Origin of the sequence: Acidovorax radicis (genome assembly GCF_020510705.1) — a bacterium.
Taxonomy (GTDB): domain Bacteria; phylum Pseudomonadota; class Gammaproteobacteria; order Burkholderiales; family Burkholderiaceae_C; genus Acidovorax; species Acidovorax radicis_A.
The window spans coordinates 2881152-2893410 of record NZ_CP075184.1 but is presented as its reverse complement, the minus strand read 5'-3'; the positions used below and the strand labels follow the sequence as shown (position 1 = coordinate 2893410).

Below are 12259 nucleotides of genomic sequence, written 5' to 3'. Positions count from 1 at the left end.
CTTCTTTTTTCTTTCTCCATCCGACAGAACCACCATGAGCCAACTACCCGAAATCATCCGTGACATCGACCGCGTGAGCGGCGACGTCGTGGCCAAAGCCTCTACCTACCAAGCCGCCATCCTGGCCGACGTGGCAGGCCGCCGCGGCACCATGCATGGCCGCGTGGCGCCCGTGCACCAGTCCATGAAGGTGGCAGGCCCTGCCTTCACCGTGGAAGTGCGCCCCGGCGACAACCTCATGATCCACGCCGCCATCGCGCTGGCCCAGCCGGGCGACGTGCTGGTGATCGACGGCAAGGGCGACCAGACCGCCGCGCTGATGGGCACGCTGATGCTCAGCGCCTGCAAGAAGCGTGGCCTGGCGGGTGTGATCGTGGACGCCGCCATCCGCGACAAGCTGGAAATTCTGGAGCTGGACTTCCCCGTGTTCAGCGCGGGCTTCAACCCCGCAGGGCCCACCAAGTACGTGCCCGGCCGCATCAACCACCCCATCAGCGCCGGTGGCGCGGTGGTGAACCCCGGTGACCTGGTGGTGGGCGACGCCGATGGCGTGGTCGTCATTGAGCGCGAAAAAGCCCCCGCCATGCTAGCCCTGGCCGGCAAGAAGGTGGCCGACGAAGCCGCCCGCATCGAGGCCATCGCGCGTGGCGACACGGCCTCCAAATGGCTGCCCGCCGCGCTGCGTGCTGCCGGTGTATTGAAGGAAGGGGAGTCGCTGTGAGCACACCAGCCATCATCGTCACAGGCGCCGACCTGGCGCAGCAGGCGCTGGACCTGCTGGCAGGTTTCGAGGTCATCTACGCCGGCAAGACGCCGACGGAAGACGATCTTCTGGCCCTCGCCAAGCAGCACGACCCCGTGGCCATCATCGTGCGCTACGGCAAGGTGGGCGCGTCCGTGATGGACGCGGCGCCGTCGCTCAAGGTGATCTCCAAGCACGGCAGCGGCACCGACACCATCGACAAGGTGGCTGCCCAGGCCCGTGGCATTGAGGTGGTGGCCGCCGTGGGCGCCAACGCCGCCGCCGTGGCTGAGCAGGCCCTGGCCCTGCTGCTGGCCTGCGCCAAATCGGTGGTGCAGCTCGATGCGCGCATGCATGTCGGCCACTGGGACAAGGCCACGCACAAGAGCCTGGAGCTTGCTGGCCGCACCGTGGGCCTGGTGGGCCTGGGCGCCATCGGCCTGCGCTTTGCCAAGATGGCCGACGCGCTGGGCATGCGCGTGATCGGCTTTGACCCGTATGCCAAGAACCTGCCGGACTATGTGCAGAGCGTCAGCCTGGACACCCTCTGGCGCGAGGCCGATGCAATCTCGCTGCATTGCCCGCTGACCGACGAGAACCGCAGCATGCTCAACACCGCCACGCTGGCGCAGTGCAAGCGTGGCGTGATCGTGGTGAACACCGCGCGCGGCGGGCTCATCGACGAAGCGGCGCTGCTCCAGGCGGTGCGCTCCGGCCAGGTGATGGCGGTGGGGCTGGACAGCTTCGCCGTGGAGCCCATGACGGCGGGCCACCCGTTCCAGGGCGAGAAGCACTTCATCCTGAGCCCGCACATCGGCGGCGTGACCAGCGATGCCTACGTGAACATGGGCGTGGGTGCAGCCAGGAACCTGCTGGAGGTGCTGGCCCGCGTGCCAGCGGCCGCGTGATCTGCGGCTGAAAGGTGCAGCGCAGGGCACGCCAGCGTTGTGTGCCTGAGGACAACAAGGGGCCGGGCACCGATCCGGCCCCGTTCATAACAAGAGGCTGCGGTCAGCGTAGCCCCGCTACAGGAGACATCCATGAACAAAAAGTTCAAGCTAAATTGGCCTCTGGCGCTTATTCATAAAGCGCTACCAGCTATCTTATTGGTAGCGTCCACCGCATGTTTCCCGCAAGGGAGCGGCTATCCCGACAAGCCGGTGAAACTGGTGGTGGGCTTTGCCGCCGGCGGCCCGACCGATGTGGTGGCGCGCGCCTTTGCCGATCACGCGAGCCGCGCGTTGGGGCAGCCGTTCATCATCGATAACAAGCCCGGCGCCAACACCATCCTGGCCGCACAGGCCGTGGCCAGTGCGCCGGCCGATGGCTACACGCTGCTGTTCGGCGCCACCAATCACACGATGATTCCTGGGCTGTACAGCGGCCGGGTCAAGTTCGATGCGGTGAGCTCCTTCAAGCCGCTGTGCACGGTGGCCACTAGCCCCACGGTGCTGGTCGTTGGGCCAGGCCTGCCTGTGAAGTCGCTGGCCGATTACATGGCCCGTGCGCGCAAGGAACCGGGCCGCGTCACGGCAGGCACCGCAGGCGTGGGGAGCTCGGGGCACTTCGCCACCGAAATGTTCGCGCGGGCCAACCACCTGCAGTTGAACCACGTGCCCTACAAGGGCGCCGCGCCCGTTGTCACCGACCTGATGGGCGGGCAGCTCGACAGCTCGTTCGCCACGCTGGGCTCGGTGCTGCCGCAGATCAAGAGCGGAAAGCTCACGGCGCTGGCCGTCGCGTCGCCCAAGCGCTCGTCGCTGCTGCCGCAGGTGGCCACATTCGCCGAATCAGGCGGCGGCAACTATTCTGCCGATGCCTGGTACGGCATGTTGGCACCGGCCGGCATTCCCGAGCCTGTGGCGCAGGCCCTGGAGCGTGTAGCCGCCGAATTCGCCAAGAGCAGCGCGGCGGCGGAGAAACTGCGTGGCCTGGGGCTGGATGCCGAGTCGACCTGCGGCGCGGCCTTTGCGACGCAGGTGGCGCGCGAGGTGGCCACATACACGCAGATCGCGCGCGACCTGAACCTCAAGGCCGAATGACCGTGCCAGCCCAGCTGCTTCTCACACTACCCACAGACTGGTCAGGTTGACCGGCGGCCAGATGCCGCCCTCCGGCTTCACCATCGCTTCATAAAAACAGGAGACCCCATGCACCCCTTCATCAAACCCCTGATCGCCGCCTGCGCCTTCGCTGCCGCTGTGGCCCATGCCGCGTTCCCCGAGCGGCCCGTCACCATCGTCGTGCCCTACGCGCCGGGCGGCGCTGCCGACGCCGTGGCCCGCCTGCTGGCCACGCGCCTGGGGGCCAAGCTGGGTACCAGCGTGATCGTGGACAACAAGGCCGGCGCCAGCGGCACCATCGGCGCGAGCTACGTTGCCAAGTCCAATGCCGACGGCTACACCATGCTGTACGACGCCACGCCGTACTCCATCAACCCGCATCTCTTTCCCAAGATGCCATACGCCAGCAACGCGCTGCAGCCCCTGTCGCTGGTGCTGCTGGCGCCCAATGTGCTCATCGTGAAATCGGATTCGCCGCTCAAGAACATCCATGACCTGGTGGCCAGGGCCAAGGCGGCACCAGGCAAGCTCAACTTTGCCTCTGGCGGCAGCGGTACGGTGCAGCGCCTGGCCGCAGAGCTGATGCGCCAGCAGCTCAACCTGGACATGGTGCATGTGCCCTACAAAAGTGGCGGCCCCGCCATTACCGACGTGATGGCCGGCCAGGTGGACTTCATGTTCGGCACCGTGGCTGCCACCTACCCGCATGTCTCGGGCGGCAAGCTGCGCGCCCTGGCCGTGTCGGCGCCCGAGCGCTCCAAGCGCCTGCCCGACGTGCCTACGGTGGCCGAGACGGTGATCCCTGGCTATGAGGCCTATGAGTGGAATGGCGTTTTCCTGCCCGCTGGTACGCCCGAGCCCGTCGCTGCCAAGCTGCGCGACGCGGTGCAGGAGGTGATGAAGGAAGACGAGATGAAGCAGCGCCTGGCCGACATGGGCGCACAGCCCGTGGGTTCCACGCCCGCCGAGTTTGCGGCCTTCCTCAAGAAGGAAGACAGCAAGTGGAGCGAAGTGGTGCGCAAGGGCAATATCAAGCTGGACTGACCTTTCATGGGTCTGCCACTGCTTTTCGCGCCCGTGCCGCATTCGGTGGGCTTGAATCGGCCTTCGCGCGTGCTGCAGCCGCTGGCGTGTGACAGCCACATGCACATCTTCGACACGCGCTTTGCGCCGTCGCCGCACTGGCAGCGCACGCCGCCCGATGCGCCCGTGGCGGCCTACCGGCGGTTGCAGCTGCGCCTGGGCACGTCGCGCACGGTGGTGGTCACGCCCTCCACCTACGGCACCGACAACGCCTGCACACTGGATGCGCTCGACCAATTGGGCGACAGCGCACGCGGCGTGGCGGTTGTGGATGCGTCGGTGAGCGATGACGAGCTGGCCCGCCTGGCCGCGCGCCGCGTGCGCGGGCTGCGCGTGAACTTCGTCTCGCCGCTGTCGTGGGGCACCACCACGCCAGAGATGTTGGCCACGCTGGCACGCAAAGTGGCGCGGCTGCAGGGCTGGCACATCCAGGTCCTCATGCAGCCTGAGCAGATCGTTGCCTGGGAGCCCCAGCTTGCGGCGTTGCCCGTGCCGATGGTGGTGGATCACCTGGGCCGCATCGACCCCGCCGAGGGGCCGTCGGCCACGGCCTATGGCGCGCTGCGTCGGTTGCTGGATGGCGGCAACACCTGGGTCAAACTCTCGGGGGCCTACATGCGTTCCATGGTGCGCGGCCCCAGTTATTCGGACACCCTGCCGCTCGGCCGCGCCCTGGTGTTGGCCGCGCCCGAGCGGTTGGTGTGGGGCAGCGACTGGCCGCACACCACCGAGACGCCCGGCACCGTGAACGACGCCGACCTGGTCAATCTGCTGCTGGCCTGGGCCGACAGCGACGCGGCCATGGACCGCATCCTGGTCGACAACCCGGCGCGGCTGTATGGTTTCGACGCCATTTCCTGAACACGAAAGACTCCGCCATGTTTTTGCTGCAAGCCCCCCAGGTCCGTGATTTGGAGGTGTTCACCACGCTCCCCGAACACTTTCGCCGCCGCGAGCGCAGCGACTGGGCCGACGCCAACCGGGGCGGCACCATCACCGACTCCTTCCTCGAAGGCCCGGTCTTCGACGATGCAGGCAACCTGTACGTGACCGACATCCCCTGGGGCCGTGTCTTCCGCATCAGCCCGCAGGGCGAATGGACGCTGGTGGCCGAGTACGACGGCGAGCCCAATGGCCTGAAATTCCTCAAGCCCGGAACGCTGCTCATCACCGACTACAAGAACGGACTGATGCAGCTCGATGTCGCCACGGGACTGGTCACGCCCTACCTGCAGCGCCGCAACAGCGAGCGCTTCAAGGGCGTGAACGACCTGATCTTCGATGCCGAGGGCAACCTCTACTTCACCGACCAGGGCCAGAGCGGCCTGCACGACCCGAGCGGCCGGCTGTACCGCCTGCGCCCCAATGGCCAGCTGGACTTGTTGCTGCACAACGTGCCCAGCCCCAACGGGGTGGCCTTGTCGCCGGACGGCCGTGTGCTGTATCTCGCCGTGACGCGCGGCAATTGCGTCTGGCGTGTGCCCCTGTTGCCCGATGGCAGCGTGGCCAAGGTCGGGCAGTTCTTCACCTCCTACGGCCCCAGCGGCCCCGATGGCCTGGCCGTGGACGCCGAAGGCCACCTGTTGGTGGCCAACCCCGGCCTGGGTTATGTGTGGGTGCTTAACCACCGGGCTGAACCCGACGTGGTGCTGCGCGGGCCCGCAGGGGCGTCCACCACGAACCTGGCATTTGGCGGGGAGGACGGCCGGACGGTGTTCGTGACCGACTCGACCCACGGCGATGTTCTGCGTGCGCGGCTGGATGCGCCGGGCCTGCCGCTGGCTCACGGCGGCTGAGGACGGGCGCTGAGGACAGGCCCTGGTGACACGCGGATGCCACCGGGCATAGCATGGTGGGTGCTACTGATTCGAGTGTTTTGATAAATATTGGCTATTGATCAAATTCAATCGATTCAATGTACGTGTCATGGATTGCTTCTTAACATTGATCCCACTGAGCGCTTGCTCTGAGCCCGATCCACAGGAGAGACTCCATGACGACAGAAGCCAAATGCCCCTTCGACCACACCCAGGCCGCCGCGCCCAAGGACCGTGGTAACGCCGGCTGGTGGCCCAACCAGCTCAATCTCCGCCCGCTGAACCAGAACTCCCCGCTCACCGATCCGATGGGCGATGGCTTCAACTACGCCGAGGAATTCAAGACCCTCGACCTGGCCGCCGTGAAGGCCGACCTGCGTGCGCTGATGACCGACTCGCAGGATTGGTGGCCCGCAGACTTTGGCCACTATGGCCCGCTGTTTGTGCGCATGGCCTGGCACAGCGCCGGCACCTACCGCCTGGCGGACGGGCGCGGTGGCGCGGGGGCAGGGCAGCAGCGTTTTGCGCCGCTCAACAGCTGGCCTGACAACGCCAACCTGGACAAGGCCCGCCGCCTGCTCTGGCCCGTCAAGCAGAAATACGGCCGCAAGATCTCCTGGGCCGACCTGATGATCCTGACGGGCAACGTCGCGCTCGAATCCATGGGCTTCAAGACTTTCGGCTTCGCTGGTGGCCGCCCCGACGTGTGGGAGCCCGATGAAAACGTGTACTGGGGGGCAGAGACCACCTGGCTCGGCGGTGACAAGCGCTACAGCGGCGAGCGCGACCTGGCCAATCCGCTGGCCGCCGTGCAGATGGGCCTGATCTATGTGAACCCCGAAGGCCCGAACGGCAACCCCGACCCCATTGCCGCAGCACGCGATATTCGTGACACCTTTGCGCGCATGGCCATGGACGATGAAGAGACCGTGGCGCTCATCGCCGGTGGCCATACCTTTGGCAAGACCCATGGTGCGGGCGATGCAGCGCTGGTGGGCCGCGAGCCCGAAGCCGGTGGCGTCGAAGACCAGGGCCTGGGCTGGATCAGCAAGCATGGCAGCGGCTTCGGCGGCGACGCCATCACCAGCGGCCTGGAAGTCACCTGGACCACCACGCCCACGCAATGGAGCAACAACTTCTTTGAAAACCTGTTCGGTTTTGAATGGGAGCTGACCAAGAGCCCCGCCGGTGCCCACCAGTGGACGGCCAAGGGCGCGGCGGCCACGATCCCGCATGCGCACGACCCGTCGAAGAAGCTGGTGCCGACCATGCTGACCACCGACCTGTCGCTGCGGTTCGACCCGGCTTACGAGAAGATTTCGCGCCGCTTCCTGGCGCACCCAGAGCAGTTTGCCGACGCGTTCGCACGGGCCTGGTTCAAGCTCACGCACCGCGACATGGGCCCGCGTGCGCGCTATCTGGGGTCGGATGTACCCGCTGAAGTGCTGGTCTGGCAAGACCCGGTTCCTGCGGTGGACCATGCGCTGGTGGATGCGCAGGACATCGCTGTGCTCAAGGCCAAGGTGCTGGCCTCGGGTCTCTCGATTGCAGAGCTGGTCTCTACGGCTTGGGCGTCTGCATCGACCTTCCGGGGCGGAGACAAGCGCGGTGGCGCCAACGGGGCCCGTATTCGCCTGGCACCTCAGAAGGACTGGGAAGTGAACCAGCCTGCGCAACTGGCCAAGGTGCTCGGTCAGCTCGAAGCCATCCAGCGCGAGTTCAACGCCGCGCAGACGGGCGGCAAGAAGATATCGCTGGCCGACCTGATCGTGCTGGCCGGTAGCGCCGCTGTGGAAGCGGCCGCCCAAAAGGCCGGGCAGAGCGTGAACGTGCCCTTCACCCCGGGCCGCACCGATGCCTCGCAAGAGCAGACCGATGTGCCTTCGTTCGCAGTCATGGAGCCGGTGGCCGACGGCTTTCGCAACTACGTGCGCCCTGGCCTGGAAGGCGCCGTGGCCGAACTGCTGGTGGACCGCGCCAACCAGCTCACGCTGACGGCTCCCGAGATGACCGTGCTGGTGGGGGGGCTGCGGGTGCTGGGCGCCAATGTGGGCCAAGCTCCTCACGGCGCTTTCACGCGGCACCCTGAAATGTTGAGCAATGACTTCTTCGTGAACCTGCTCGACATGCGTACCAAGTGGCAGAAGTCAGCCAGCGCGGCCGGTGTGCTGGAAGGTGTGGACCGCGCCACCGGTGCCCGGAAGTGGACTGGCACGGTGGCGGACCTGGTGTTTGGCTCCAACTCGGTGCTGCGTGCGCTGGCCGAGGTGTATGCCAGCAGCGACGCCCGGGGAGTGTTTGTGCAGGACTTCGTCAAGGCCTGGACCAAGGTAATGAACCTGGACCGGTTTGATCTGGCGCCTGGCAGCACCCAGGTCTGAGCACGATCCGCCATGGGCCGCGCGGTCGGGCGACCGCGCATATCGGTCCGATCAGGCCCTGGGCCCCGCTGAGTGCAATGCATTCGGCGGGCGTTTCTCCTTTTAAGGGCCCCCCGCTACCATCGGGCCTTCACATCCCAGGACCCAAGGAGAGCCCGCGTGACGCAACCCCCATCCAAAGATTTTGAAAAAGGCCTTGCCACTCGCCGCGAGGTCATGGGTGACGATTTTGTGGACCGTGCACTTGGCAACGCGACCGCCTTCACGCAGCCCATCCAGGAATACATCACCCGCAATGCGTGGGGCGACGTCTGGCAGCGCCCGGGGCTGGACCGCAAGACGCGCAGCCTCATCACCGTCTCGATGCTGATCGCGCTGGGCAAGCAGCACGAGCTCAAGGGCCACGTACGGGGTGCGCTGAACAACGGCGCCACAGCCGAGGAACTGCAAGAAGTGTTGCTGCACGCCAGTGTGTACTGCGGCTTGCCCACGGCGGTAGAGGCCTTCCGCACAGCGGCTGAAGTGATCGACGGCCCTGGCAAGTAGACAAAGCAACAGGGGGCCAGGCCCGCGACGGCTCAGCCGCCCGCCAGCAGCTTGTGCACCAGGTCGGCAGCAGTGGATGCGTTGTACTTGCGCATGAGGCGCGCCCGGTAGATTTCAACCGTGCGGTGGCTGATCTCCAAGGCCCGTCCGATTTCCTTGGAGGTCAGGCCCTCCAGAAGGCGTGCGGCCACCTCGCGCTCGCGGCCGGTCAATTCGGCTTTTACGGCGCGTTGAGAACTCAGGTCTTCAAAGCTCCAGATGCCTGATTCGTGCGGTGCATTGCGGTTGAGTGCACGGCCTGACACGTGGCACCAGAAAACCTCGCCATTGGCGCGCTTCATGATGCGGTTGTCCGCATAGTGGCCTTTGGCGTTGAGGATGGGCTCCATGTGCGCACCCAGACGCACATACTCGTCCACGCTCGGATAGAGTATCTGGAACGACTGCCCGATCAGCACCTCACGGGACGCGTGGAACATCTCGCAGACATGCCGGTTGCAGTCGATCATGGTGCGGTTGCGCGACAGCACCAACCCCACGGGCGCCATATCGAAGGCCAAGCGGTAATCAACGTCCATAGTGCAAATATCTACGAAAAACTACTTATTAAAGTACGTAGTATCGTAACGCATCCAATTACACAAGGAGATCGTGGTGAACAAGTTATTCCCCTCGGCAGCCGCAGCCCTCCAAGGCGTGGTTGCAGACGGCCAGCTCATGGCTGTGGGTGGCTTCGGGCTGTGTGGTATCCCCGAAGCACTGATCGACGCCTTGCGTGATTCGGGTGTAAAGGATCTCACCGTGATCTCCAACAACGCGGGGGTGGATGGCTTTGGCCTGGGCAAGCTACTGAACACGCGCCAGATCAAAAAGATGATTGCCAGCTATGTGGGCGAGAACAAGGAGTTTGAGCGCCAGTTTCTGGCGGGCGAGCTGGAGCTGGAGTTCACGCCCCAGGGCACGCTGGCCGAGAAACTGCGTGCCGGTGGTGCGGGCATCCCTGCGTTTTTTACCAAGACCGGGGTGGGCACCATGGTGGCCGAAGGCAAGGAGCTGCGCGAGTTTGACGGCGAAACCTATGTGATGGAGCGTGCCTTGGTGCCCGATGTGGCGCTGATCAAGGCCGACGTGGCGGACACCTCGGGCAACCTGCGCTTTAACCTGACCGCGCGCAATTTCAACCCTGCTGCGGCCACTGCGGGCAAGGTCTGCATCGTCGAGGTGGAGCGTGTGGTGGAGGTGGGCGAACTGGCCCCCGACGACATCCATCTGCCGGGCATTTATGTGCACCGCATCGTGCACAACCCGAGCCCCGAAAAGCGCATCGAAAAACGCACGATCACCGAAGCGCCGCGCGACCACGCGGCTCAGACCGAGAAAGCAGGAGCCTGACCATGCCGTGGACCCAAGACCAGATGGCCGCCCGTGCGGCGCAAGAACTCGAAGACGGCTTTTATGTGAACCTGGGCATCGGCATCCCCACGCTGGTGGCCAACTTTACGGGCGACAAGGAAGTGTGGCTGCAGTCAGAAAACGGCATGCTGGGCATTGGCCCTTTTCCGACTGACGATCAGGTCAACCCCGACCTCATCAACGCGGGCAAGCAGACGGTGACCACCATCAAGGGCTCGTCCATCTTTGGCAGCGACCAGTCGTTTGCCATGATCCGTGGCGGCAAGATCAACCTATCCATTCTGGGGGCCATGCAGGTCAGCGAAAAGGGCGACCTGGCCAACTGGATGATCCCCGGCAAGATGGTCAAGGGCATGGGCGGCGCCATGGACCTGGTGGCGGGCGTCAAGCGTGTGATCGTGCTCATGGAACATGTGGCCCGCAAGAAGGACGGCACGGAAGACATGAAGATTCTGCCCCAGTGCTCGCTGCCACTGACCGGCGTGGGGGTGGTGGACCGCATCATCACCGACCTGGCCGTGATGGACGTGACGCCACAAGGCATCAAGGTGGTGGAGCTGGCCCCCGATGTCACCTTCGAAGCCCTCCAGTCCAAAACGGGCGTGCCGCTTATTGCATAAGCATTGGTCCGTGCTGGGTGCGAATGCTTCGTGCCGCAAAAAGGCTGGTGTCCCACACGGGGCCCCGGCCTTTTGCTTTTTTTCATCCCGTGTGGTGGTGAAAGCCCCTTGATGTGGGTTAAGACTGTGCGGAAATCCAAGGGGGCTAGGGTCAGTGCCCGGACAGGGAAGGCCATATAGTCGAAGGCAACAATTTGTGTTTCTTGCATGGCAGATATCTCTCTTACTGCAGACATTGGCAGCGCTGACATGGCGACTGCTGACAGCCCTCATTACCTGCGCGCATTGACGGCCATGGCCGATCAGCGCGCCGTGGTGGCCGGTGCCGCGATCTACACCGACACCGGCATCAAGCTGGTGGAGAAGGGCGCGCGTATTGACAGCCGCCTGTATGACCGACTGGTGCAGCACAAACTGCGCGAACCCATCGACCGCCATCTGTCCATCGAGAACCCCGTGGATGTGCCCGCTTTGCTGGCTTTCGCCCAGGCCTTGATGGAGCAGGAGGTGTTGCCAAATATCCTGGCCGAAGCTTTGGGCTCGGCGGCCCGGTTGCTGGCGCCGTTGCGTTCGTTGCCGTTGCCGGCCTCCATGGCCTGCAAGCTCACCGTCATGCGGGACCAGCGCCCCGAGTTGTTTCAGCACAGTCTGCAGATGATGACGGTGACATTGTTCCTGGGTGTCAAAAGCGGTCTGTCCGACCGCGACTGCGCCACCTTGGCAGCCGCCGCGTTGCTGCATGACCTGGGGGTGCTGCACATGGACCCGGCCTGGAGCGACCCGGACCATAAGGTGGTGGGCGCACAGCGCAAACACCTGGTGGCCCACCCGATCACGGCGATGCTGATGATCCGGGATACCCAGTCTTACCCCCGTGCCGCCGAACTGGCCGTGCTGGAGCACCACGAGCGCATGGATGGCAGCGGCTACCCGCGTGCGCTAGTCGGCGCCGACATCACCCCCATGGGGCGCATTCTGTTGCTGGCAGAGGTCGTGGCTGCGTTCTACGAAAAGTATGACGACATGCCCGCTCAGCGCCTGTCGCTGATGCTGCGACTCAATCACCGCAAGTTTCCGTCCGCACTGGTGGCGCATATCCTGCCGCTATTGCAGGAGGAGGTGGTGCGTGAATCGACCTTGATGCCTTTGGGCAACGACGCAGCGCGCCAGATTGATTTGCTGGCCGACGCTTTTAACTACTGGGAACAGCTCAAGGCAGCCTTGGCGCCCACGGTGGCCACCCTGACTCAGACGGGCAAGCCCCCGGTGGGCAGTGCGTATGCATTTATGGATAACCGCCTGCAGGCTTTGCACAAAGTATTGCTCGAAGCCGGCGCCCACCCCCGGCAACAAGGCGATCTGCTGGAGCAGCTGCGAGGCGATGCCATCGGAATGGCCGAAGTGGCCATGGTGGGGCGTGAGGCCTTGTGGCAACTGCAAAGTATCGTCAATGCCACCCACCGCCGCTGGCCGCAGTTGTCCGGTCGAGCCACCCCAGCGGATGCCGCAGTGGCCGACTGGTGTGATTGGACGATGCGAAATTTGTAGATCCGGTTTTTAACCCCGGTTTGGAGGGTGGGACGGCACTTCAACG

General features: G+C 64.8%; 12 protein-coding genes. 11 read left to right on the top strand and 1 reads right to left on the bottom strand.

Translation table 11 applies throughout. The features are described from left to right. Positions 1–34 precede the first annotated feature (34 nt). From KI609_RS13190 to pcaC, 8 genes are all read left to right on the top strand, one after another. Positions 35–721 carry an RraA family protein gene (locus tag KI609_RS13190; protein WP_226443888.1) on the top strand — a complete coding sequence of 229 codons (687 nt, stop codon included), beginning with the start codon at positions 35–37 and terminating at the stop codon, positions 719–721. Next, positions 718–1650 carry an NAD(P)-dependent oxidoreductase gene (locus KI609_RS13185; protein WP_226443886.1) on the top strand — a complete coding sequence of 311 codons (933 nt, stop codon included), beginning with the start codon at positions 718–720 and terminating at the stop codon, positions 1648–1650. Before KI609_RS13190 ends, KI609_RS13185 begins: the two co-directional genes overlap by 4 nt. A gap of 132 nt (positions 1651–1782) precedes the next feature. After that, positions 1783–2784: a Bug family tripartite tricarboxylate transporter substrate binding protein gene (locus KI609_RS13180; RefSeq protein WP_226443884.1), complete on the top strand. Its 1002-nt coding sequence runs from the start codon at positions 1783–1785 to the stop codon at positions 2782–2784. A gap of 108 nt (positions 2785–2892) precedes the next feature. Further along, on the top strand, positions 2893–3849 hold the full coding sequence (locus KI609_RS13175; protein ID WP_226443882.1) for a tripartite tricarboxylate transporter substrate binding protein: 957 nt from the start codon (positions 2893–2895) through the stop codon (positions 3847–3849). Between the two features lie 6 nt (positions 3850–3855). Next, complete coding sequence (locus KI609_RS13170) at positions 3856–4749, top strand: amidohydrolase family protein (protein WP_226443880.1); 894 nt, start codon at positions 3856–3858, stop codon at positions 4747–4749. Between the two features lie 17 nt (positions 4750–4766). Next, entirely contained in the window at positions 4767–5684 is a 918-nt protein-coding gene (locus tag KI609_RS13165) for an SMP-30/gluconolactonase/LRE family protein (RefSeq protein WP_226443878.1), read from the top strand. 197 nt (positions 5685–5881) lie between these two features. Then, on the top strand, positions 5882–8086 hold the full coding sequence (gene katG, locus KI609_RS13160) for a catalase/peroxidase HPI (RefSeq protein ID WP_226443876.1): 2205 nt from the start codon (positions 5882–5884) through the stop codon (positions 8084–8086). A 159-nt stretch (positions 8087–8245) separates the two neighbouring features. After that, complete coding sequence (gene pcaC, locus KI609_RS13155) at positions 8246–8632, top strand: 4-carboxymuconolactone decarboxylase (protein WP_226443874.1); 387 nt, start codon at positions 8246–8248, stop codon at positions 8630–8632. 32 nt (positions 8633–8664) lie between these two features. Here pcaC and KI609_RS13150 read toward each other — a convergent pair whose 3' ends face one another. Then, positions 8665–9210 carry a PAS and helix-turn-helix domain-containing protein gene (locus KI609_RS13150; RefSeq protein ID WP_226443873.1) on the bottom strand — a complete coding sequence of 182 codons (546 nt, stop codon included), beginning with the start codon at positions 9208–9210 and terminating at the stop codon, positions 8665–8667. Positions 9211–9286: 76 nt separating this feature from the next. On the opposite strand from KI609_RS13150, the gene KI609_RS13145 reads away from it, so the two are divergent. The 3 genes from KI609_RS13145 to KI609_RS13135 all read left to right on the top strand — a co-directional run bounded on the left by KI609_RS13145 (position 9287) and on the right by KI609_RS13135 (position 12213). Beyond that, positions 9287–10024 (top strand): CoA transferase subunit A, encoded by a 738-nt coding sequence (locus KI609_RS13145; protein WP_226443872.1) that lies wholly within the window; start codon positions 9287–9289, stop codon positions 10022–10024. A gap of 2 nt (positions 10025–10026) precedes the next feature. Next, positions 10027–10665 carry a 3-oxoacid CoA-transferase subunit B gene (locus tag KI609_RS13140; RefSeq protein WP_226443871.1) on the top strand — a complete coding sequence of 213 codons (639 nt, stop codon included), beginning with the start codon at positions 10027–10029 and terminating at the stop codon, positions 10663–10665. Between the two features lie 207 nt (positions 10666–10872). Further along, complete coding sequence (locus tag KI609_RS13135) at positions 10873–12213, top strand: HD-GYP domain-containing protein (RefSeq protein WP_226443870.1); 1341 nt, start codon at positions 10873–10875, stop codon at positions 12211–12213. Positions 12214–12259 lie beyond the last annotated feature (46 nt).

Coding starts and splice junctions, on each gene's coding strand:
- KI609_RS13190 (WP_226443888.1), top strand. CDS start 35: ATGAGCCAACTACCCGAAATCATCCGTGACATCGACCGCGTGAGCGGC.
- KI609_RS13180 (WP_226443884.1), top strand. CDS start 1,783: ATGAACAAAAAGTTCAAGCTAAATTGGCCTCTGGCGCTTATTCATAAA.
- KI609_RS13175 (WP_226443882.1), top strand. CDS start 2,893: ATGCACCCCTTCATCAAACCCCTGATCGCCGCCTGCGCCTTCGCTGCC.
- KI609_RS13170 (WP_226443880.1), top strand. CDS start 3,856: ATGGGTCTGCCACTGCTTTTCGCGCCCGTGCCGCATTCGGTGGGCTTG.
- KI609_RS13165 (WP_226443878.1), top strand. CDS start 4,767: ATGTTTTTGCTGCAAGCCCCCCAGGTCCGTGATTTGGAGGTGTTCACC.
- katG (WP_226443876.1), top strand. CDS start 5,882: ATGACGACAGAAGCCAAATGCCCCTTCGACCACACCCAGGCCGCCGCG.
- KI609_RS13150 (WP_226443873.1), bottom strand. CDS start 9,210: ATGGACGTTGATTACCGCTTGGCCTTCGATATGGCGCCCGTGGGGTTG.
- KI609_RS13140 (WP_226443871.1), top strand. CDS start 10,027: ATGCCGTGGACCCAAGACCAGATGGCCGCCCGTGCGGCGCAAGAACTC.
- KI609_RS13135 (WP_226443870.1), top strand. CDS start 10,873: ATGGCAGATATCTCTCTTACTGCAGACATTGGCAGCGCTGACATGGCG.